General features: G+C 72.0%; 20 protein-coding genes. 8 read left to right on the top strand and 12 right to left on the bottom strand.

Translation table 11 applies throughout. The annotated features are described in order from the left end of the window. Positions 1-13: 13 nt before the first annotated feature. The 3 genes from ACZ6R6_RS01615 to hrcA form a co-directional block, all read right to left on the bottom strand. Complete coding sequence (locus ACZ6R6_RS01615; RefSeq protein ID WP_470089291.1) at positions 14-745, bottom strand: 16S rRNA (uracil(1498)-N(3))-methyltransferase; 732 nt, start codon at positions 743-745, stop codon at positions 14-16. 87 nt (positions 746-832) lie between these two features. Continuing rightward, on the bottom strand, positions 833-1,975 hold the full coding sequence (gene dnaJ, locus ACZ6R6_RS01610; RefSeq protein WP_470089289.1) for a molecular chaperone DnaJ: 1,143 nt from the start codon (positions 1,973-1,975) through the stop codon (positions 833-835). A 12-nt stretch (positions 1,976-1,987) separates the two neighbouring features. Next, positions 1,988-3,001, bottom strand: coding sequence for a heat-inducible transcriptional repressor HrcA (hrcA, locus tag ACZ6R6_RS01605; RefSeq protein ID WP_470089510.1), 1,014 nt, complete (start codon positions 2,999-3,001; stop codon positions 1,988-1,990). A gap of 179 nt (positions 3,002-3,180) precedes the next feature. Between hrcA and ACZ6R6_RS01600 the strand changes: the two genes are divergently transcribed. Genes ACZ6R6_RS01600 through ACZ6R6_RS01590 form a run of 3 tightly spaced genes read left to right on the top strand, consistent with a single transcriptional unit; the run spans position 3,181 to position 5,503 of the window. After that, positions 3,181-3,915, top strand: coding sequence for a hypothetical protein (locus tag ACZ6R6_RS01600; RefSeq protein WP_470089287.1), 735 nt, complete (start codon positions 3,181-3,183; stop codon positions 3,913-3,915). A gap of 55 nt (positions 3,916-3,970) precedes the next feature. Continuing rightward, complete coding sequence (locus tag ACZ6R6_RS01595) at positions 3,971-4,786, top strand: DUF3097 domain-containing protein (protein WP_470089509.1); 816 nt, start codon at positions 3,971-3,973, stop codon at positions 4,784-4,786. A gap of 24 nt (positions 4,787-4,810) precedes the next feature. Continuing rightward, a complete protein-coding gene (locus tag ACZ6R6_RS01590) occupies positions 4,811-5,503 on the top strand; it encodes a DUF4870 domain-containing protein (protein ID WP_470089286.1) in 693 nt (230 codons plus the stop codon). A 136-nt stretch (positions 5,504-5,639) separates the two neighbouring features. Here ACZ6R6_RS01590 and hemW read toward each other — a convergent pair whose 3' ends face one another. After that, positions 5,640-6,851, bottom strand: a complete 1,212-nt coding sequence (gene hemW, locus ACZ6R6_RS01585) for a radical SAM family heme chaperone HemW (protein WP_470089284.1) — start codon at positions 6,849-6,851, stop codon at positions 5,640-5,642. 180 nt (positions 6,852-7,031) lie between these two features. On the opposite strand from hemW, the gene ACZ6R6_RS01580 reads away from it, so the two are divergent. Further along, positions 7,032-8,309 carry a glycoside hydrolase family 18 protein gene (locus tag ACZ6R6_RS01580; protein ID WP_470089282.1) on the top strand — a complete coding sequence of 426 codons (1,278 nt, stop codon included), beginning with the start codon at positions 7,032-7,034 and terminating at the stop codon, positions 8,307-8,309. Between the two features lie 85 nt (positions 8,310-8,394). On the opposite strand, the gene lepA is transcribed toward ACZ6R6_RS01580, so the two are convergent. After that, entirely contained in the window at positions 8,395-10,236 is a 1,842-nt protein-coding gene (lepA, locus tag ACZ6R6_RS01575; RefSeq protein WP_470089280.1) for a translation elongation factor 4, read from the bottom strand. A gap of 74 nt (positions 10,237-10,310) precedes the next feature. Between lepA and ACZ6R6_RS01570 the strand changes: the two genes are divergently transcribed. Further along, positions 10,311-11,312, top strand: a complete 1,002-nt coding sequence (locus tag ACZ6R6_RS01570) for a glycoside hydrolase family 18 protein (RefSeq protein ID WP_470089278.1) — start codon at positions 10,311-10,313, stop codon at positions 11,310-11,312. 148 nt (positions 11,313-11,460) lie between these two features. After that, complete coding sequence (gene rpsT / locus ACZ6R6_RS01565) at positions 11,461-11,733, top strand: 30S ribosomal protein S20 (protein ID WP_306857103.1); 273 nt, start codon at positions 11,461-11,463, stop codon at positions 11,731-11,733. 264 nt (positions 11,734-11,997) lie between these two features. Here the strand turns inward: rpsT and ACZ6R6_RS01560 are convergent, their stop codons facing one another. Then, positions 11,998-12,486, bottom strand: coding sequence for a MarR family winged helix-turn-helix transcriptional regulator (locus ACZ6R6_RS01560; protein ID WP_470089277.1), 489 nt, complete (start codon positions 12,484-12,486; stop codon positions 11,998-12,000). A 75-nt stretch (positions 12,487-12,561) separates the two neighbouring features. On the opposite strand from ACZ6R6_RS01560, the gene ACZ6R6_RS01555 reads away from it, so the two are divergent. Beyond that, positions 12,562-13,461: an EamA family transporter gene (locus tag ACZ6R6_RS01555; protein WP_470089275.1), complete on the top strand. Its 900-nt coding sequence runs from the start codon at positions 12,562-12,564 to the stop codon at positions 13,459-13,461. A 142-nt stretch (positions 13,462-13,603) separates the two neighbouring features. Here the strand turns inward: ACZ6R6_RS01555 and holA are convergent, their stop codons facing one another. Next, positions 13,604-14,575 carry a DNA polymerase III subunit delta gene (gene holA, locus ACZ6R6_RS01550; protein ID WP_470089273.1) on the bottom strand — a complete coding sequence of 324 codons (972 nt, stop codon included), beginning with the start codon at positions 14,573-14,575 and terminating at the stop codon, positions 13,604-13,606. Positions 14,576-14,688: 113 nt separating this feature from the next. On the opposite strand from holA, the gene ACZ6R6_RS01545 reads away from it, so the two are divergent. Next, positions 14,689-14,841 carry a hypothetical protein gene (locus tag ACZ6R6_RS01545; protein ID WP_470089272.1) on the top strand — a complete coding sequence of 51 codons (153 nt, stop codon included), beginning with the start codon at positions 14,689-14,691 and terminating at the stop codon, positions 14,839-14,841. A gap of 311 nt (positions 14,842-15,152) precedes the next feature. Here ACZ6R6_RS01545 and ACZ6R6_RS01540 read toward each other — a convergent pair whose 3' ends face one another. The 5 genes from ACZ6R6_RS01540 to hutI form a co-directional block, all read right to left on the bottom strand. Continuing rightward, positions 15,153-15,620: a nuclear transport factor 2 family protein gene (locus tag ACZ6R6_RS01540; protein WP_470089270.1), complete on the bottom strand. Its 468-nt coding sequence runs from the start codon at positions 15,618-15,620 to the stop codon at positions 15,153-15,155. Between the two features lie 173 nt (positions 15,621-15,793). After that, the gene (locus tag ACZ6R6_RS01535) at positions 15,794-18,202 is read right to left on the bottom strand and encodes a ComEC/Rec2 family competence protein (protein ID WP_470089269.1); all 2,409 of its coding nucleotides are present in this window, start codon (positions 18,200-18,202) and stop codon (positions 15,794-15,796) included. 172 nt (positions 18,203-18,374) lie between these two features. Beyond that, entirely contained in the window at positions 18,375-19,091 is a 717-nt protein-coding gene (locus ACZ6R6_RS01530; RefSeq protein WP_470089267.1) for a ComEA family DNA-binding protein, read from the bottom strand. A gap of 826 nt (positions 19,092-19,917) precedes the next feature. Continuing rightward, entirely contained in the window at positions 19,918-20,766 is an 849-nt protein-coding gene (locus tag ACZ6R6_RS01525) for a DegV family protein (protein ID WP_470089265.1), read from the bottom strand. A 91-nt stretch (positions 20,767-20,857) separates the two neighbouring features. Continuing rightward, on the bottom strand, positions 20,858-22,066 hold the full coding sequence (gene hutI, locus ACZ6R6_RS01520) for an imidazolonepropionase (RefSeq protein ID WP_306857094.1): 1,209 nt from the start codon (positions 22,064-22,066) through the stop codon (positions 20,858-20,860). Between the last annotated feature and the right edge of the window lie 16 nt (positions 22,067-22,082).

Here is a 22,082-nt window from a genome sequence, read left to right as displayed (position 1 = left end):
TACGGCTGGCCCGTCACCAGCGGCCGGTGCGCGTCTGGAGCACCGCCGCGGCGGCGACCCCGGCCGTCGAGGTGCGCAGCACCGTCGGCCCGAGCAGCGCCGCCACGGCCCCCGCCGCGCGGAAGGCGTCGATCTCCTCCGGGCCGACACCGCCCTCGGGGCCGACCACCACGACGATGTCACCGGCGCCGGGGAGCTCCAGGGCCGACAGCGGGGAGGCCGCCTCCTCGTGCAGCACGACGCCCAGGGCGGCCGCCGACAGCAGCGCGGCGACCTCGGCGGTGGTGGCGGGCTCGGTCACCTCGGGCAGGTGGAAGCGGCGGGACTGCTTGCCCGCCTCCCTCGCCGTGGAGCGCCAGCGGTTCAGCGACTTGACGGCCCGCTCGCCCTTCCACTGGGTGACGCACCGGGCCGCGGCCCAGGGCACGATCACGTCGACCCCGGCCTCGGTCATCATCTCCACAGCCAGCTCGCCCCGGTCGCCTTTGGGCAGTCCCTGCACCACGACCAGGCGGGGCCGCGGGGCCGGCACGTCGTAGCGGCGCAGCACCTCGACGCGGAGGGAGTCCTTGCCGACCTCCCGGACCACGCACTCGGCGACGGTGCCCGCGCCGTCGGTCAGGTCGAGCCGCTCCCCGGCCCGCAGCCGGCGTACGGCCGCCGCGTGGCGCCCCTCGGGGCCGCCGAAGGTGAACTCCGCCCGGGCCAGGTCGACCGGTTCGGCCAGGAAGACCGGGACCGTCATCGGCCGGCCGGGACGTGCGGACCGGGCCGGCGGACGCCTGCGGCCCGGCCGGACCGGACGGCCCGGCCCGGCCCGGGGAGGCCGCCGTCAGCGGCCATTGAAGGCGTCCCGCAGCCTGGAGAAGAACCCCTGCTGGCCGGGGGCGAACTTGCCGGGCGGGCGCTCCTCGCCGCGGAGCTTGGCGAGCTCGCGCATGAGCTCCTCCTGGGCCGGGTCGAGGCGGGCCGGGGTCTCCACGTTGACGTGGATCAGCAGGTCGCCACGGCCGTTCTCGTTGAGGCGCTGGACGCCGCGGCCGTAGAGCGGGATGGTCTGGCCGGACTGGGTGCCCGGCCGGATGTCGAGCTCCTCGGCGCCGTCGAGCGTCTCCATGGTCAGGACGGTGCCCAGCGCGGCCGCGGTCATCGGGATCTGCACGGTGCAGTGCAGGTCGTCGCCGCGGCGCTCGAAGATCTCGTGCGGGCGCTCGACGATCTCCAGGAACAGGTCGCCGGGCGGGCCGCCGCCCGGGCCGATCTCGCCCTCGCCGGCGAGCTGGATGTGGGTGCCGTCCTCGACACCGGCCGGGATGCGGACCTTGATGGTCCGCCGGGTGCGGACCCGGCCGTCGCCGGAGCACTCCTGGCAGGGGTTGCGGATGATCGAACCGAACCCGCCGCACTGGGGACAGGGGCGGGAGGTCATGACCTGGCCGAGGAAGGACCGGGTGACCTGGGAGACCTCGCCCCGGCCGTGACACATGTCGCAGGTGTCGGGGTGGGTGCCGGACGCGGCGCCGGAGCCCGTGCAGACCTCGCAGAGCACGGCGGTGTCGACGACCAGCTCGCGGGTGGTGCCGAAGGCCGACTCGCGCAGGTCGAGCTCCACCCGGATGGTGGCGTTGCGGCCCCGGCGGGCACGCGACCTGGGTCCGCGGGCGCCGCCGCCGCCGGCCGCGCCGAAGAAGGCGTCCATGATGTCGCTGAAGGGGAAGCCCGCCCCGAATCCGCCCGGGCCCGCACCGCCGCCGGAGGAGAACGGATCGGCGCCCATGTCGTACATCTGGCGCTTGTTGGGATCGGACAGGACCTCGTAGGCCTGGGTGATGTCCTTGAACCGCTCCTGGGTCTCAGGATCGGGGTTCACGTCGGGATGCAGCTCCCGCGCCAGGCGGCGATACGCCTTCTTGATCTCTTCCGCACTGGCGTCACGGCGCACCCCGAGGGTGCCGTAGTAGTCGCTCTTAGCCACTTAGTTGACCTCTTAGGATGCAGCCAGGATCTGGCTGACGTAGCGTGCCACCGCGCGCACCGCGCCCATCGTGACCGGGTAGTCCATTCGCGTCGGACCCAGCACACCGAGCCGGGCCAGTTGCTTGTCCCCCGAACCGTATCCGGCGACGACGATCGACGTGCCCTGGAGTCCGGTGTAGGGGTTCTCCGAGCCGATCCGCACCGTCAGCGCCGACAGGTCGGAGGTCTCACCGAGCAGGCGTATGAGCACGACCTGCTCTTCCAGGGCCTCCAGCACGTCGCGGAGCCCGACGGTGAAGTCGGCTCCCGCGAGGTTGGCCGCCCCGGCGAAAACGATCTTTTCATCATGCCGGTCCACGAGGGACTCCAGCAGCACCGACAGGACCGTGGCCGCGAACGGCCGGTCCTCGGCCGGCAGTCGCTCGGGCAGGTCGGCGACCGTGTCGGGGACCCTGGCCAGCCCGCACCCGTCGAGGCAGGCGTTGAGAGTCGCGCGGAGATGGGCGACACGGGTCTCGTCCACCACGTCGGGCAGTTCGACCACGCGCTGCTCGACCCGTCCCGTGTTGGTGATGAGCACGAACATCAGCCTGCGCTCGCTCAGCGGGATCAGCTCGACGTGCCGGACCGTGGAGCTGGTCAGCGTGGGGTATTGCACGACGGCGACCTGCCGGGTCAGCTGCGCCAGCAGCCGCACCGTGCGCATCACGACGTCGTCGATGTCGACGGCGCCGGCAAGGAAGCTCTCGATGGCCCTCTTCTCCGCGCTCGACAACGGCTTCACCTGCGAGAGCCTGTCGACGAACAGCCGGTAGCCCTTGTCCGTGGGCACCCGGCCGGCGCTGGTGTGGGGCTGGGCGATGTAGCCCTGCTCCTCCAGCACCGCCATGTCGTTGCGGATGGTCGCCGACGACACACCCAGGTTGTGCCGCTCGACGAGGGCCTTGGAGCCCACCGGCTCGTTGGTGGACACGTAATCCTCGACGATGGCGCGGAGAACCGCCAGCTTGCGGTCGTCGACCAACGTGCTCACCTCCCTGCACCCGAATGCGAAACACCAGGTCTGGCACTCTGTGTTCCCGAGTGCCAAGTGTACGGCTCCAGCCCACGGGGTGCGATAACACGGCGTCAGGATGACGGGCCCAAGCAACTGTCAAGTCAACTGCTATCGGGATACAAGCGGCAAGACCCACAATTTACGACATGTCCCACGATTTCGGATCCCCCTCGGGCGGCGCCCCCTCCGGCGCCCCCGGCTACGGCGCCCCCCAGCAGCCCTACGGCCAGCACCAGGGCGCCCCTTCCTACGGCTACGCCTCCCCCGGTTACGGCGCACCCCAGGGGCCGCCGCCGAAGACGAAGGTCAAGCCCAGCGTCGGCTGGATCGTCGGCGCCTGGCTGGTCTTCGTCCTCAGCGTGATCGTCGGCATCGCCGGTTTCGCCGGCGGCATCTTCAGCGCGATCACCGACGCCGCGCCCACCAGCTCGTTCGAGCCGGGCAAGACCGTGACGGTCAAGCTCGACCCGGCGGACAAGCCCGCGATCTACGTCTCCGCCGAGACGGGCACCAACTTCGAGTGCCAGATCCAGGGCGATCCGGAGAAGGTCCGGCTCCAGCAGCCGGGCGTGCAGCAGACCGTCACCTCCGACGGCGTCGTCTGGGAGCTGGCCCTGCGGATCGGGGTGGACAAGGCCGGCGACTACCAGCTCACGTGCACCACCTCCGAGGGGGCGCCCGCCAAGTTCGGCGTCGGCAGGGAGATCGTCGCCGACTCGGTGGTGGGCGGCGCGGTCGCGCTGTTCGCGGTGCCGGGTCTGGGCTTCCTGCTGGCCGTCATCGTGACGATCGTCGTGCTGGTCAGGCGGAGCGGCGCCCGCAGGCGCCAGGCCGCCGCCGCGGCGGGGCAGTGGGGGCAGCCGGGAGCCTACGGCAGGTGATCACGGCTTTTGCTACCGTCCACTTGATCCCTGACGAGAGAGCGAGCGGCCGGTGATGTACGAGCGCGACGTGCTGTCGGAGAACTGGCGGCGCCCCCTCAAGGGGAAGATCCCCCAGGTCCCCGCGGAGCTCGACCTGGTCGTGGAGGACGCCGACGGCGGCTTCTGCGGCGCCGTGGTGGCCTGCGACAAGGAGGCCGTCACGCTGGAGGACCGGTTCGGGCGGCGGCGGCTGTTCCCGCTGGAGCCCGCCGCGTTCCTCCTGGAGGGCAAGGTGGTGACGCTGGTCCGGCCCACCGCCGCGCCGCGGGCTCCGAGGCGGAGCGCCTCGGGTTCGATCGCGGTGGAGGGCCTGCGGGCCCAGGTGGCCAAGGAGAGCCGGATCTACGTGGAGGGCGTGCACGACGCCGCGCTCGTGGAGAAGGTCTGGGGCCACGACCTCCGGGTGGAGGGCGTGGTCGTGGAGTATCTCGAAGGGGTCGACCACCTGCCCTCGATCGTCGAGGAGTTCGGACCCGGCCCCGGCCGCCGCCTGGGCGTGCTCGTCGACCACCTGGTCCACGGCTCGAAGGAGAGCCGGATCGCCGCCCAGGTCTCCTCGCCGCACGTGCTGGTCGTCGGGCACCCGTTCGTCGACGTCTGGCAGGCGGTCAAGCCCTCGGTGCTGAGGATCGGCTCCTGGCCGCCGGTGCCGCGCGGCATACCCTGGAAAGAAGGGGTCATCGCCGCCCTCGGCTGGGATCTGGAGCCCGCCGAGGCGTGGCGCCGCATTCTGGGATCGGTCACCACCTACGCCGATCTGGAGCCGGAGCTTCTCGGCCCCGTCGAGGAGCTGATCGACTTCGTGACGGTTCCCGGCCAGGATGACTAACCCCGCACCCCATCAGGAGGGGCAATGAGCGACAGTCCCCAGAGCCCGCGGTACGAGTCCGCGGGCGAGGAACCCACCAGGCAGGCCGGATGGCCGCCCCAGCCCGGTCAGGGCTACCCGCCCCCCGCGGCTGCGCCGTACGGATCCGGCGACCAGGACGGCCGCCAGGGGCCGTATCCGCCTCCCGGCGGATACGGCCAGCCGACCGGCGGGTACGGCCAGCCGTACGACGCCTACGGCCAGCCACCCGGCGGGTACGGCCAGCCATCCGATGCCTACGGCCAGCCGACCGGCGGGTACGGCCAGCCGTACGACGCCTACGGCCAGCCGACCGGCGGGTACGGCCAGCCGGTCGGCTACGGATACCCGCCCCAGCAGGGGGGCTACGGCTGGCGGCCCAGCCGTGACGAGACCACCATGGCCATGCTCGCCCACCTGCTGGGCCTGCTGACCTCGTTCGTCGGCCCGCTGGTGCTGTATCTCGTGAAGAAGGACGAGTCCCCCTACGTGCGGAGCCAGGCGGCCGAGGCGCTCAACTTCCAGCTCACCCTGATGATCGCCTACTTCGTCTCCTGGGTCCTGGCGTTCGTGCTGATCGGCTTCCTCCTGATCTTCGTGCTCTGGATCGGGTCGCTCGCCTTGATGATCATGGCCTCCGTCGCGGCCAACCGGGGGGAGAGCTACCGCTATCCGATGAACATCCGCTTCGTCAGCTGACCACCGGCGCACGCCCGGCCCTCAGCCGCCCCCGGGCGCCGGCACAGCCTCCCGGCGCCCGTGACGGACCCCGGGCCCGCACTCACGCGGATCCGAGGGCCGTCACGCGGGTCCGGAGGGCGCCGTGGACAGGCCCTCAGGTCAGGTCCCGCACCAGGGCGTCGGCCAGCAGCCGCCCGCGCAGTGTCAGCACCGCGCGGCCCGCCTTGAACGGTTCCATCTCGAGCAGCCCGTCGGCCAGCGCCCTGGCGACGACCGGTGGCCGCCGGATCTCCTCGAGCGGGAACCCCTGGGCGAGCCTGAGCTCCAGCATCAGCCGCTCCACCGCCCTGTCCTCCGAGGTGAGCACCTCGCGGGCGTGCGCGGGCGAGACGCCGGAGGCCAGCCGCCGGGCGTAGGCGGCCGGATGCTTGACGTTCCACCACCGGGTGCCGCCGACGTGGCTGTGCGCGCCGGGGCCGACGCCCCACCAGTCGCCGCCGGTCCAGTAGAGCAGGTTGTGCCGGCAGCGCCCGGCCTCCGAGGTCGCCCAGTTGGACACCTCGTACCACTCGAAGCCGGCCTCGGCGAGCATGGCGTCGGCGATGAGATAGCGGTCGGCGGCCACGTCGTCGTCGGGCATGGGCAGCTCGCCGCGCCGGATCCTGGCCGCCAGCCTGGTGCCGTCCTCGACGATCAGCGAGTAGGCGGACACGTGGTCGGGCCCGGCCTCGATCGCCGCGGCCAGCGAGGCCCGCCAGTCGTCGTCGCTCTCCCCCGGCGTGCTGTAGATCAGGTCCAGGTTCACGTGGTCGAACCCGGCCTCCCTGGCCTCCCGTACGGCCTGCGCCGGCCGGCCGGGGGTGTGCCGGCGCTCCAGCACCTCCAGCACGTGCTCGCGGGCGCTCTGCATGCCGAAGCTCATCCGGGTGAACCCGCCGCCGCGCAGCTCGGCCAGGTAGGCCCGGTCCACGGACTCGGGGTTGGCCTCGGTGGTCACCTCGGCGCCGGGGGCCAGCCCGAACTCCTCCTCGATCGCCGCCAGGATCCGGACCAGGTCTCCGGCGGGCAGCAGGGTCGGGGTGCCTCCGCCGAAGAACACCGTCTCGACCGGGAGGTCCGCCCCGCCGAGGATGGCCCGTGCCCGCCGTACCTCGTCGATCGCGGTGTCGGCGTAGTCACGGTGCGAGGCGCCGGGACCGAGCTCGGCGGCCGTGTAGGTGTTGAAGTCGCAGTAGCCGCAGCGGGTCACACAGAAGGGCACGTGGACGTAGAAGCCGAAGGGTCGCCCGCCGAGCCCGTGGAGCGCGCTGTCGGGGAGCCGGCCCGAGGCCGGTACGGGGTCGCCGTCGGGAAGAGTGGATGGCACGACACCAAGTCTGCCGCTCCCGTCCGGGTGCCCGGAACGGCGGCCGGCGCACCGCGGTGGCCGCCTATGCAGCAAATCAGCGGCAGACCGTTGACGCCCAGATCGGCCAAGTCTACGATCCGTGAAAACTTAAAGGAAAGTTTCCTATAAGTTAACCCCCCGACGCAAGTGGAGAAGCCCGTGCAGAGACTCCTCCGGCACACGCTCGCGGCGGTCATCGCCGCGGGCCTCACGGCGACAGCCGTACCGGCACCGGCTCAGGCCCGGACCGCCCCGGACCACGGCGACCGCTTCAAGCGGGTCGCCTACTTCATCCAGTGGGGCGTCTACGGCCGCAACTACCACGTCAAGGACCTGGACACCACCGGCGCCGCCGCCAAGCTGACCCACGTCAACTACGCCTTCGGCTCCGTCAGCGCCGGCGGCGACTGCGTCTCCTCCGACGCGTGGGCCGACTGGCAGCGCCCGGTCCCCGTCGGGCAGAGCGTGGACGGCGTCGGCGACGCCGAGGGCCAGGCGCTGAACGGCAACCTGAACCAGTTGAAGAAGCTCAAGGCCAAGCATCCCGGCCTGAAGGCGCTCATCTCCCTCGGCGGCTGGTCGGGCTCGAAGTACTTCTCCGACGCGGTGCTGACCCCCGAGGGGCGCGCCAGGCTGGCGGCCTCCTGCGTGGACCTGTGGCTCAAGGGCAACCTGCCCGGCACCGCGCCCGGCGCCGGAGCCGGCGTCTTCGACGGCATCGACCTCGACTGGGAGTGGCCGGGCTCCTCCGGCAACGAGGGCAACGTCATCCGGCCCGAGGACAAGCAGAACTTCACGCTGTTCACCGCCGAGCTGCGCCGCCAGATGAACGAGCTGGACCGGCGGAGCGAGCTGACCGCCTACCTGCCCGCCGCCGCTGCCAAGATCGACGCGGGCTTCGAGGTCCGCGACGTCTTCAAGCACCTCACCTTCGCCACCGTCCAGGGCTACGACCTGCACGGTCCGTGGGAGAACGTCACCGGCCACAACGGCAACCTGCTCACCGACCGGCGCGACCCCAGCCCGGTGAAGTACAGCGTGGACCAGACCGTCCGCGACTACCTGTCGCGCGGCGCCCCGGCCAGGAAGATCGTCGTCGGCATCCCGGCGTACGGCCAGGGCTGGACCGGCGTCACCGGCGGCCGCAACGGCCTGTACGGCACCGCCACCGGTCCCGCGCCCGGCACCTGGGCGGCCGGCAGCGACGACTACAAGAACCTGGTGAACAAGCCCGGCAAGCGCTACCGCGACCTGAGGACCGGCAGCAACTGGATATATGACGGCAACGAGTTCTGGTCCTACGACGACCCGGCCACGGTGGTCCAGAAGGCGGCCTACATCCGCCTCAAGGGTCTCGGCGGCTCCATGATGTGGTCCATCGACCAGGACGACGCCAGGGCCTCGCTGACCTCGGCGCTCTACAGCGTCCTGCGCTGAGTCGCCCGTCCCCGGACTGGGCGGGGCCGCAGGTCCTGGGTCACCGGCGGCCCCGCCCGCCCGCTCCGGACGGGCGGGCCGCCGGCTACTTCTTGGTCTTGTCGGCGGAGGAGGACTCGGTGGACAGCGCGGCGACGAACGCCTCCTGGGGGACCTCGACGCGGCCGACCATCTTCATCCGCTTCTTGCCCTCCTTCTGCTTCTCCAGCAGCTTGCGCTTACGGGAGATGTCACCGCCGTAGCACTTGGCCAGGACGTCCTTGCGGATGGCGCGGATGTTCTCGCGGGCGATGACACGGGCGCCGATGGCCGCCTGGATCGGGACCTCGAACTGCTGCCTCGGGATGAGCTCGCGGAGCTTCTTGGCCATCTCGACGCCGTAGCCGTAGGCCTTGTCCTTGTGGACGATGGCGCTGAAGGCGTCGACCGCCTCGCCCTGGAGCAGGATGTCGACCTTGACCAGGTCGGACTCCTGCTCCCCCGAGGGCTCGTAGTCCAGCGAGGCGTAGCCGCGCGTGCGGGACTTGAGCTGGTCGAAGAAGTCGAAGATGATCTCGCCGAGCGGCATGGTGTAGCGGATCTCGACGCGGTCCTCCGACAGGTAGTCCATGCCCTGCAGGTTGCCCCGGCGGTTCTGGCAGAGCTCCATGATCGCGCCGATGAACTCCGAGGGCACCAGCACCGTGGACTTCACCATCGGCTCGAAGACCTGGTCGACCTTGCCCGTGGGGAACTCCGACGGGTTGGTGACGGTGACCTCCTTGCCGTCCTCCATGATCACTCGGTAGATCACGTTGGGCGCGGTGGAGATGAGCGAGAGGTTGAACTCGCGCTCCAGGCGCTCACGGACGATCTCCATGTGGAGCAGGCCGAGGAAGCCGCAGCGGAAGCCGAAGCCGAGGGCCGCGGAGGTCTCCGGCTCGTAGACCAGGGCGGCGTCGTTGAGCTGGAGCTTGTCCAGCGCCTCGCGGAGCTCGGGGTAGTCGTCGCCGTCGATCGGGTAGAGGCCCGAGAACACCATGGGCTTGGGGTGCTCGTAGCCGCTGAGCGGCTCGGTGGCCGGCCGCCCGAGGGAGGTGACGGTGTCACCGACCCGCGACTGGCGGACGTCCTTCACACCGGTGATCAGATAGCCCACCTCGCCGACGCCCAGACCCTTGTCGGCGATCTTCGGCTCGGGGGAGATGACGCCGATCTCCAGGGTCTCGTGGGAGGCGGCGGTGGACATCATCTGGATGCGCTCGCGCTTGCCCAGGTGGCCGTCCATGACCCGGACGTAGGTGATCACACCCCGGTACGTGTCGTAGACGGAGTCGAAGATCAGCGCGCGGGCGGGCGCGTCGGCGTCGCCGACCGGGGCCGGGATGTTCTGCACGACGTGGTCGAGCAGCTCCCGGACGCCCACGCCGGTCTTGCCGGAGACCTTGAGCACGTCCTCCGGCTCGCAGCCGATGAGGTGGGCGATCTCCGCGGCGTACTTCTCCGGCTGGGCGGCCGGAAGGTCGATCTTGTTGAGCACCGGGATGATCGTCATGTCGTTGTTCATGGCCAGGTAGAGGTTGGCCAGAGTCTGCGCCTCGATCCCCTGCGCGGCGTCGACCAGCAGGATCGCGCCCTCACACGCCTGCAGCGAGCGGGACACCTCGTAGGTGAAGTCGACGTGCCCGGGAGTGTCGATCATGTTGAGGACGTAGTCGGTGCCGTCCACCTGCCACGGCAGCCGGACCGCCTGCGACTTGATGGTGATGCCGCGCTCGCGCTCGATGTCCATCCGGTCGAGGTACTGGGCGCGCATGGAGCGGTCGTCGACCACACCGGTGATCTGCAGCATGCGGTCGGCAAGGGTTGACTTGCCATGGTCGATGTGCGCGATGATGCAGAAGTTGCGGATCACCGCGGGATCGGTCTGGCCAGGCTGAATGCGCACCGGTGTCCGTTTCGACGGGATTGACGACGATCTACGACTGGCATACCAGCCGTCTTCCATGGTGACATGTCCGGGTGATTGCCCGGACCAGAGCACGGCGCGGCCTGCGGTTTCTGACAGTGGTGGCGGCCCTGCTCCTTGTGCTGCCCGGGGTGGCCGCGGCCACCCTCACGCTCCAGTTTACCGGGACACCCGCCTCGTGGGCGAAGAGCACCGGTCATGACGCCCTGTGGCTCGGCCACATGTGGGTGGACGGCCGCAAGGGCGCCGCCGACGTGAAGAAGCTGGCCGTACGGCTGCGCAAGACAGGCATCAAGGACGTCTACGTCCACGCGGGCCCGTTCGGCTCCGACGGATCGCTGCCCGGCGACAGGCACCCCGCCGCCAAGGACTTCCTGAAGTGGTGGCGCGCGGAGCTGCCCAAGGTCCGGGTGTCGGCGTGGCTGGGCCAGAAGGTCGACGGCGCCCTGGACCTCGACGACCCGGCCTCCCGGCAGCGCGTGCTGGACGGCGTGAGCCACGTCATGGAGCTCGGCTTCGACGGCGTGCACTACAACTTCGAGCCGATCGGCAGCGGCGACACCGACTTCCTCGACCTGCTGACCCGTACGCGCCCGATCGTCGGCGACGGGCTGCTGTCCACCTCCACCCCGCAGATCGAGCCGTTCCCGCTGACCCGCCCGGCCGTCCGTGCCGCCATCGGCCACGACAAGTACTGGTCGCCCGACTACTTCCGGGAGGTCGCGGCCCGCACCGACCAGGTGGCGGTCATGACCTACGACTCCTTCCTCCCCTCCGAGCTGCTCTACGGCGGCCACGTCGTACGGCAGGGCACCCTCGCCCTGGATCTCGTGCCGCCGGAGAAGACCCTGCTGCTCGGCGCGCCCGCCTACCACGACCACGGCGTCTCGTGGTCCGACGCGGCGGAGAGCGTGGCGACCGCGGCCGAGGGGGCACGCCTGGCGCTGACCTCCCACGGCAGGGGCCGGGAGCGGTTCGGGCTGGCCCTCTACGTCGACTTCGCGGCCACGGAGGAAGACTGGTCGGAATACGAGCGGTTCTGGTCCCGTCCGTGACGGGAGCACGGTAAGCTGATCAGGCATCCCTCTGTCCAGCCGGTCGATTTGAGCGACCGTCCGGGCAGTTGGTAGCCTGTTCAACTGCGTGTGGCGCGCCCTCTCTGCCCGCGCGCCCCACTCCGACGACATTCACCGAGGCTTCTTCGTGGCGAACATCAAGTCCCAGATCAAGCGCAACCGGCAGAACGAGAAGGCCCGGCTGCGTAACAAGGCTGTCAAGTCGTCCCTCAAGACGGCGATCCGCAAGTTCCGCGAGGCCGCCGACCAGGGCAACGTCGACGAGGCCGTCGTGCTCCAGCGCGCCGCCTCCCGCCAGCTGGACAAGGCCGCCAGCAAGGGCGTGATTCACAAGAACCAGGCCGCCAACCGCAAGTCGGCGATCGCCCAGCGCGTCGTCGAGCTCTCGGCTGCCAAGTAACCCAGGTTCTTCCAGACGCCGCATCCCCCGAAAGGGGGGTGCGGCGTCTTGGCGTTCTCCCGGCCCCCACTCCCCCGCCGCCCGGCCCCCTCCACAGGCCGGACCGCGCGGATCCACGGATCGCGCCCCACGCCGGTCCGGGCGGACCCACGCCGGTCCGGGCGGATCCATACGCGACCACTCCCAGGTCAGGTCGGGCGTGGCCGCACGCGACCCGGCCGGCCAGATCGGGCGGGCCTGGAGATCGCTCCTCGCCGGGCCGGACTACTCCAGGACGCCCATCAGGGCCCTGAGCAGGTCACCGAGCCGCCGGCGATCCTCCTCCGACAGCACGGCCAGCGCCTGGTGCTGGGGCTCCAGTCCCGCGGCCACGGCCTCATCGATCACCTGGAGCCCCTGGACGGTCAGGCTGACGCGCAGCGCCCGGCGGTCCTCGAGATCAGGGGTGCGGACGATCAGCCCCGCCCGCTCCAGCCGGTCGAGCCGTCCCGTCATGCCGCCGGAGGTCAGCATGAGCGTGGCGGTCATGGCCTTGGGTGACAGCGTGTACGGCTCGCCGGACCGGCGGAGGGTGGCGAGCACGTCGAACTCACCCCGGCCGATGCCGTAGGCCGCGTACACCTCCTCTATGCGGTCCCCCATGAGCCGGGCGATCCGGTAGATCCGCCCGAAGATCCCCATCGGCGACGGCTCCAGGTCGGGCCGCTCCCGCTGCCACTGCATCACGATCCGGTCAACCGGGTCCTCACTCATGCGATCAGGATAGCTTGACTCTAAATAACTTGATGCTAAGTTACTTGCTACTGATCTTATTGAAGGAGTTCCCCCGTGACCGCCCCGCGTCCGGCCCTCATCGCCGCCACCGCTCTCGCCCCCGCCGTCTGGGGCACCACCTATATCGTGACCAGCGAGTTCCTCCCCCCGGACCGCCCACTACTGACCGCCCTGCTCCGCGCGCTGCCCGCCGGGCTGCTCCTGATCGCCGTGACACGGGTGCTGCCCAAGGGCGACTGGTGGTGGCGCGCGTCGGTGCTGGGCGCGCTGAACATCGGCATGTTCTTCCCCCTGCTCTTCCTGTCCGCCTACCGGCTGCCCGGTGGTGTCGCGGCGGTCCTCGGCGCCATCCAGCCGCTCCTGGTCGCCGGGTTCACCCGCGCCGTGCTGCGCGAGACCGTCCCGGTCCACCGCGTGCTCGCCGGGATCCTCGCCACGGTCGGAGTCTCCCTCGTCGTGCTACGGGCCAACGCCGCTCTCGACGCCGTCGGCATCGCGGCGGGCGTCATCGCCGCGGCGGGCATGGCGGCCGGAGTCGTCCTCACCCGCTCCTGGGGGAAGCCCGCAGGCGTGGGCGACCTGGCCCTCACCGGGTGGCAGCTCACCGCGGGCGGCCTGGTGATCGCTCCGGTGGCCCTCGCCGTCGAGGGCATGCCGCCCGCACTGGACGGAGCCGCCATCGGCGGCTACCTCTGGCTGGGCCTCGTCGGCACGGCCGCCGCCTACACCCTGTGGTTCCGCGGCGTCTCCCGGCTGCCCGCCCCGCAGGTCTCCCTGCTCGGCACCCTCAGCCCGCTCACGGCGGCGCTGCTCGGCTGGATCGCCCTCGGTGAGTCCCTGAGCCCGCTTCAGCTCACCGGCTTCGCGCTGGCCCTCGCCGCGACCGTGCTCGGCCAGCTCCCCTCGCTCCGCCGCACCCGCACCCGCACCACCCCGAGCCCGCAGACCGTCTAGGCCCACCCCGAGCCCGCAGCCCACCCCCAGACCACCCCGAGCCGGCGGACCGCCCAGGCACCGCCCCGGGTCTTCCGGCCATCGGGGCACCGGGGGCCGCCCCGGGCGGCACCTCGCCGCGGCAGAGCCGGCAGGGCAGGGTCTAACGGCCCGTACGGCTGGCGACGACGGTCTGGATCATGTGTTCCAGCGCGTAGGCGGGGTCGGCGCCGCCACCCTTGACCTGCTCGTCGGCGGCGGCGGCGGCCTGGAGCGCCCGGGCGATGCCGTCGGGGCCCCAGCCGTTCAGCTGCCGCTGGACCCGGTCGATCTTCCAGGGCGGCATGCCGAGATGGCTGGCGAGCTGCCCGCCGCGCAGGTTGCGCGGGGCTCCACCCACCTTGGCCAGCGAGCGCAGCCCTCCGGCGAGCGCGCTCACCAGCAGGACCGGGGCCGTCCCGGTGGCCAGCGCCCAGCGGAGCTGCTCAAGGGCGTCACCCAGGCGCCCTTCGACGGCGGAGTCGGCCACGGTGAACCCGCTGACCTCGGCCCGGCCCCGGTGGTAGCGGGCGACGGCCGCCTCGTCGATGGCCTTGCCCGGAGTGTCGAAGGCGAGCTGGCTGCAGGCCGCGGCGAGCTCCCGGAGGTCGTTGCCCACCGCGTCGAGCAGGGCGGCGGCCGCGTCACCGCCGATGGTCCGTCCCGCCCGCTTCAGCTCGGCCTTGACGAACGCGAGCCGTTCGGCCGGCTTGGTCAGTTTGGTGACGGTGACCACGTGGGCGCCGGCCTTCTTGACCCCGTCCACCAGGGCCTTTCCCTTGACCCCGCCGGGATGGACCAGGACCAGCGCGACGTCCTCGGCCGGATGCGCGGTGTAGGAGACGATCTCGGCGATGACCTCCTTGGCCAGATCCTGGGCCGAGCGGATCGCCACCACCGACCTGTCACCGAACAGCGACGGCGAAGTCAGCCGGGTCAGCTCCCCCGACTCCACCTTCCCGCCGGTCAGATCGTGCACCTCGGTCCCCGGATCCGCCGCCCTGGCCCCCGCGATCACCTCTCCCACCGCACGGTCGGCCAGCAACTCCTCGTCGCCGAGTATCAGGGTCACGGGTGCTGGAACGGTCGCCGCCATGCTCAGCAGCATGCCATGCGCCGGTGACCGGATCACAACAAGCAAGCCATTCGCAATCCGAATGCAGGCGGTCCGGGGCACTCTTGGAGCGAGCAAGGGAGGCGAAACCCACGATGAACTCCACCACCTGCCGCCAGACCTGCCCGCACTGCGGGACGGCCCTCGACGAGGGCCCCATCATGTACCGCTGCGCACCCTGCAGCCGTTCCGTGTACGCCGCCGACGTGGACACCGAGTTTCACCGCCCGGCCAAGACCTCAACCTGATCCCCATACAGGGGGACCTGATCCCCGTAAGGGGAGGACCTGCCCCCCACACAGAGGGCCCCACACACGGAGGGACCTGATCCCCGCATGGGGGACCTGATCCCCGCATGGGGGACCTGCCCCCCACACAGAGGGCCCCACACACGGAGGGACCTGACTCCCACACGGAGGGACCTGATCCTCACGTGGGGAGGACCTGATCCCCGCACGGGAGAGACGGGGAGAGCACGTGCGGAGGCCCCACCGGGGAGCCGGCGTTCCTTGCGGCCCCGGCCGGTGGGAGGTCCATGGAGCGGGCGTGCGCAAGGCGGTCAGGCGCTCTGCGGGGTCTCACTCCATGCCTCGGCCCACCCTCCCTGCACCATGGTCTGGAAGACCCACCGGCCGCCGGCCTTCACCAAGAGGTCCGCATAGCGCATGCCGTACGCCTCGCCGTTCATGGTCACCGTCGCGTCGGTGACCACGACGACCAGATGCTTGGTCAGGAAGTGCGGCGTGCGGGTCGACTCCATCTGGATCTCTCCCTGCTCGCCGCCCCCCAACACCTCGGACATCGTGCGCGTGAACCGCTCGCGCGTCCACTGGGCCGCGAGACCTTCGCCGTCGGCGCTGTCGGTCACCACGTTGAGGGGGAACATCGCCATGTCCGCCATCCGCTCGACGTCGACCTTCGCGCTGTGGGCGTCGTACTCGGCGAACCACGCCTCGACGCTCTGCCGGTCCTCGGCCGTCGGGGTGAAGGCACCGCCGTCGAACGGGGATCCCTGGGTTTCCGTCACTGCCTGCTCCTTCGTGATCGGTGCTCTGCCCGGCACACGGCCACCGACTCTCCGTCCTCGGCGGGCCCCGCCAGAACCTCTTCCGGCGACCATATGAACCGTACGGTGTACCGTACACGGTACGGCAGATTCCGGCCACCCGGCGCCGGCGCACGGTCGGCTGGTCGACGCCGTCAGGGCCATGAAGATCCCATCCGGCCGGGACGGCCCCGGGGGATGACGGCCAGTCCTCCTTGGCGGGCCACCACGGCGAGGTCTCCCGACAGGTCGGTCCGGTAGACGCGCACACCGAGCCCGTTCAGCCGGGCCAGAGTCGACGGGGCCGGATGGCCGTAGTCGTTGTCCGCTCCCACGCTGATCAGCGCGGCACGGGCACCCGTGGCCGCGAAGAATGCCGGGTCGTGGCCGGCCGATCCGTGATGGGGGACCTTGAGGATGTCGGCCCGGGGAAGACCTCTCCGGAGCAGCTCCGCCTGAGCCTCGGTCTCGATGTCTCCGCTGAGCAGCGCCGTCCCGGCCGTCCAGCGCACGTGGACCACGACGCTGGCGTTGTTGACCACCGCCCCCTCCCCTCCTCCTGCCGGGGGCGCCTCGGCCGGCGGACCGAGGACGGTGAGCTCGGAGGGGCCGAACCGCCAGGTCGCGCCGGGCCGCGCCAGCCACTCGACGGTCCGGCGACGGGCGAGGTCGGCGCTCAGCCTGGTGTTCTCCCGCTCCGCGACCCTGTGCGGGGTCACCACCACCGCCCCCACACGGCGACCCCGGAAGACGCCGTCCAGTCCGCCGACATGATCGAAGTGTGGGTGGGTGAGGACGACCAGCGGCACCTCGCGGACCCCCATGGACCGCAGGCACCGGTCCATCAGCACCGGGTCCGGTCCCGCGTCCACCACCACGGCCCGGCCCGGCCCGGCGGCGACCAGCAGCGCGTCCCCCTGGCCGACGTCGCACGCGACCAGCAGCCAGTCTCTGGGCGGCCAGCGAGCGGCAGCCGGCGTCACCACGGCGACGGCGACGACCACCCCGGTCACCACGGCCAGGGCGGCCCGGCGCGACCACCGGCGGCGCAGCACCAGGACGGCGATCGGGGCGGCGACGGCCAGGATGATCAGCCCGATGACGCCGCCCGGCCACGGGATCACCGCCAGGGGAAGTCCGGCCGCGTGCTCCGCCACCTCGATGATCCACCCGGCGGCGAGACCCGCCGGGCGCACCAGCGATTGAGCCAGTCCCATGTGCAGGGGCGCGACCAGCGCCACGACGGATCCGAGCAGGGTCGCCGGTGCGACGGCGGGCCCGGCGAGCAGGTTGGCGGGGATCGCCACCGGCGCGAGCTGGCCGGACATCAGGACCAGCACCGGGGTGACGGCCGCCTGGGCCGCGGCGGGCACGGCGATCGCCTCTGCGGCCCAGCGGGGCATCCGCCCCGCGAGGCGGTCCCGCCATCGGGGAGCGAGGACCAGAATGCCGCCGGTGGCGCAGACCGACAGGGCGAAGCCGTAGGACCGGGCGAGGACGGGGTCGAAGAGGATCAGCCCCAGGACGGTCACCGACAGTGCCGCGACACCGTCGCGTGAGCGGCCCGTACCGAGCGCCACGGCGGCGACGGTGCCCATGAGGAGGGCGCGGAGCACACTGGGCGACGGGCGGGCGACGACGGAGAAGGCCAGCATGGCCGCCACCGCCAGCAGTGCCCGGGCCGCGAGCGGCAGCCCCGCGGTCCGGGCCAGCGCGACCGCCGCCCCCGCCATGACCGCCAGGTTCGCCCCGGAGACCGCGGTGAGATGGCTGAGCCCCGCCTCCTTGAAGTCGGCCCTGACCTGCCGGTCCAGGTGGGAGACGTCGCCGACCACGAGCCCCGGCAACAGGCCGCGCTGCAGCGGCGGCAGCACACCGGCCGCCTCCCGCAGCCCCGACCGGAACATCCCGGCCGTGCGCTGCACCCATGAGGGACCACTCATGACTCGCGGCGGCCCTCGTACGAGCACCACCGCCGCGAGCAGCTCTCCGGAGCCGGCCGGGCCGAACCGTCCCTGGACGGCCACCCGCTGACTGGGCAGCAGCGACCGCCACTCACCTCCCGAAACGAACATCACCACCGGAGCGCGCAACGTGATCCTGCCCGTCGGCGTCACGATCGACTCGATGCGCGCGGGCACCACGGAGCTCTCCCTCCGGAACGTCCCCCCGCGCTGGGGCAGCTCCCGGGGGTCGTCCGTGACCACCGCCTCCACCACCGCCGAGGCACGTCTGTCCACCAGCTCGGCCACCGGCCCCGTGCCGACCGCGTGCACCCGGAAGGCCACCGCCGCGGCCACGGCCGCCGCGCATCCCAGCACCGCGATCAGGACGTTCCGCCAACCGGCCATCCCTCCGCCGGGGACCGTCACGGCCACCGAGAGCGCGCCCACCGCCGCCACCACGGCCACCGCGGCCCCCGCCGAGGGCGGACAGCCCAGCAGGACGAGAGCGGTCACCCAGGACGCGAGGGCGGACGGGACCAGGTGGAGAGCATGTGCGCGCAGGCCCCTCTCGGCGGGCCCGCCGTCCCGGATCATGGCGGAGGCACCGAACCGGCTCATGACCGCGCCCCCCGGAGACAACGGGCCGACGGCCGCATCCCTCGAAAGGCCCAGGCCGACGGCCGCACCCCCGAAGGCGCCGGATCAGAGCTCACAGCTCCTGAAAACACCGACCTGATGACAGCACCCCGAGAACACCAGCCCGACGGCCGCATCCTGGGAAGGAGCCGGGTCATACGTGGACCTTGTCTTTCAGCTCGGCGTATTTCCGGTCGCCGATGCCACTGACGTCGCGGAGCTGCTCGACTGCGCGGAAGCCGCCGTGGCCGTCGCGGTATTCGGCGATACGGCGGGCGAGCACCTCGCCGACACCCGGCAGTTGTTCGAGCTGTTGCTGAGTCGCGGCGTTGAGGTCGAGGACGGCTGCGGCGGGGTCGGCCAGAGCGGGTGCGGCGGCGGGACCGGAGGCGCCCACGACGATCTGCTCGCCGTCGACAAGCTTGCGGGCGAGGTTGAGGGGGCCGGCGGCGGCCCCTCTACGGACGCCGCCGGCGGCCTGGACCGCGTCGGCGACTCGGGAACCGGCGGGCAGAGTGATCACTCCGGCGCGGCGGACCTTGCCGGTGACGTGAACGGTCACCTCGATGGCGCTGCCGGACGGCGGGAGACCGAGCTGTGGGGAACCGGGCCGTGGGGAACCGGCCTGCGGGGAAGCGGAAAGGGTGGAGGCCGGTGTCGGGAGAGGGGGACCGGAGACGGGCGAGGGCGGCGCCAAGGGCTCGGGCTCCGGCTGCGATCGCCAGAGGTGGACCCCACCGGCGACGGCCGCGACCAGGGCGATGAGGAGGAGCAGGTGCAGTCCTGGGCGGCCGGGGGCGAGCATGGGCCCCTGGGCGGCGACAGCCGTACGGAGGGCCTCGAAGGAGGGCGGGATCGGGCCGGAGCGCATCCGGGCGGCGGGTCCGTCGAAGTGCGCCAGGCCACCTGCAGATGCGACGCCATTTGCAGAGGCGGAGCCACCGGCCCGCGCCCGCCCCTCCGGACCGGCGACGCCACCCGCCCATGCCCGACGGGCCAGACCGGACGGGCCGCCAGCGCCCACCCGCCCCTCCGGACGCTCGGAACCACCCACCCATACCCGACGGCCCAGACCGGTGACGCCGCCGGCCCGTGCCTGGCTGTCCAGATCGGCGGAGGCGTCAGAGTGGACCGGGCTGTCCGGAGCGCCGGGAGTCGCGGAGGTGTCGGACCGTGCGGGAGCGGCCGGGCCGTCGGAACGGGCCCGCCGGGCCGGGCGGTGTGGCAACGGCGGGAAGGGGGTGGGGGCAGGAGCGCCGGACGCCGTCAACATCCGCAGTCGTGACGCGGCGCGCAATCGCTCGGTGGCCTGCTCTGTGGTCCGCACAACCCGGACGCTACGGCGGTACCACCGGGCGACCACTGGCCGAACGCGGCTCTGTGTACAACCTGTCCGGCCTACGGCGAGGCTGTGGACATCGCTGTCCGGACACGCCCCGGCATGCTGTTCGAGATCGACGCCATCGCGGTCCGGCCCTGACCTCGGGTGCGGCATCCGTGACGGGCGAGTGCGGCCGAGAAGGCGTTACGCCACCTCGGTCCAGCGGTCGTTCCGGCGCGCCATGTCGGCGACCGGCCACGACGAGTACGGCGGCGCGACAAGAGGGACCAGGACGCCAGGGAGAACCGGGGCACCAGGAGGGACCGGGGCGACCGGCCACGACGAGTACGGCGGCGCGACAGGAGGGACCGGGGCGTCAGGCGCAGGGCGAGACGGTCAGGCCGAGCATGCCGGGGCCCGCGTGCGCCCCGATGACCGCGCCCACTTCGACCACGGTGACTTTGGCGATCCCGGGGATCCGCTGGGGCAGGCGGCCGGCCAGGGCCTCGGCACGGGATCGGGCGCCGAGGTGCTGGACGGCGACGTTCACCGGCCCGGTCCCGGCGGCCTGGACGGCGAGGTCTTCGAGGCGGGCGATGGCCCGGGCGGCGGTGCGGACCTTCTCCAGGGGGACGATCGCCCCCTCGGCGATGTGCAACAACGGTTTGATCATCAGAGCGGATCCGAGCAGGGTCGCCGCGGCGCCGATCCGGCCTCCCCTGCGCAGGTATTCCAGGGTGTCCACGTAGAAGAAGCTACGGGTGGAGGCCATGCACCGACGGACGGCGTCCGCCACCTCGGTCCGGGTCGCGCCCCGGGCCGCGGCTTCGGCGGCGGCGAGGACGGGGAAACCCAGCCCCATGGCGATCGACCTGCTGTCGATGACCTCGACGGGGATCAGCGCGTCTTCGGCCCCGGCACGGGCCGCCTCGGCCGTGCCCGACATCTCCCCCGACAGGTGGACGGAGACGACGCCGACCGCGCCCCGCGCCGCCGCCTCGTCGTAGACGTCGGCGAAGCGCTGGGGAGCGGGCCGGGAGGTCGTCACCGGGGCCCACTCCCTGAGCGCGTCGTTCATCCTCGCGCCGTCGATCTCCGCCACGTCGTCGAGCGGCCGGCCGCCCACCACGACCTGGAGCGGCACCACGGTGATCCCCAGCCGGGAGATCTCCTCCCGCGGAAGGTAGGCGGTGGAGTCCGTGACGACGGCTACCGGTGGCGACATATGCAGAGATTACCCAGCTGAGAATGCCTGATCAGACCGGCGTCACCGCCGGGCCGCTCTCCGTACCGCGCGCCGGACGGCGGCGCGGTCCTTACTGGACGGGGGTGCCGCCGCGCCAGACCCGGCGAGGCTTGAGACCGAAGGCCCAGGCGAAGGCGCCTTCGTGGTCGGCGTCCCACTGGACGATGTCGGCCAGGCGGCCGGGGGCGAGGACACCTCGGTCGGGGACGCCGAGGACGGTGGCCCCGCCGAGCGTGGCGGCACGGAGCGCGTCACCGACGCTCATGCCGAAGGCGGCCACGGCGAGGCTGATGACCAGGGACATCGAGGTGATCCCGCAGTGGCCGGGGTTGTGGTCGCTGCCGAGGGCCACCGTGACGCCCTGGGCGAGCATGCGGCGGACCGGGGGCAGGCTGCCGCGCTGCAGGGCGGTCCCCGGGCAGACCACGGCGGGGACGCCGTAGCGGGCCAGGATCGCGATGTCCTCGTCGGAGGTGTGGTGGAGCAGGTCGGCGGAGGCGCAGCCGAGCTCGGCGGCGAGCTGGACGGCGCCGCGGCGGCTGTAGGCGCCGGCGTGCACGCGCGGCAGCAGGCCGACGTTGCGCCCCGAGGCGAGGACCCAGCGGGCCTCGTCGGTGGTGAAGTGACCTTCGTCGCAGTAGACGTCGACACTGTCGGCCCCGGCCGCGGCGGCGTCGGCGCACCAGGCGCCCACGGCCTCGACGTAGTCGCGCTGGCGGCCGAAGTATTCCGGCGGGACGACGTGCGCGGCCATGAACGTGACGTGCACGCGCGGCATCATCGGCTCTTTTTCGAGCTCGCGCAGGAGCCGCACGTCGGCCAGCTCGCCGTCGCGGGTGAGGTGGTAGCCGGTCTTGGCCTCCACGGTGGTGGTGCCGCTGAGCAGCCAGTCACGCAGGCGCTCGCGGACGCCGTTGCACAGGGTCCACGGGTCGGTGCCCCGGGTCACCGTGACGGTGGAGCCGATGCCGCCGCCGGCCGCGGTGATCGCGGAGGGTGTGGAGCCGCCGGAGCGCATCGCCATCTCGGCGTAGCGGTTGCCCGCGTAGACCGGGTGGGTGTGGGCGTCGATCAGGCCAGGCGTGACCAGCGCGCCGCCCAGGTTCTCGACGTGGTCGACGTCGACGATGTCGTCCACCACGCCGGGGACGCTCTGCGGCAGGTCGGCGGCACGGCCGACCCAGGCGATCCGGTCGTTGTGGACCAGGATCGCGGCGTTGCTGCACACGTCGTTGCCGGTCCAGAGCCGGCCGATGTTGGTCAGAAGGCGGACCGTCATCGCATCACCGCCTTGT

This window comes from Streptosporangium sp. NPDC048886 (genome assembly GCF_055586905.1).
Note: the sequence above shows the minus strand (reverse complement) of the source record. Positions and strands in the feature narration are given on the sequence as shown.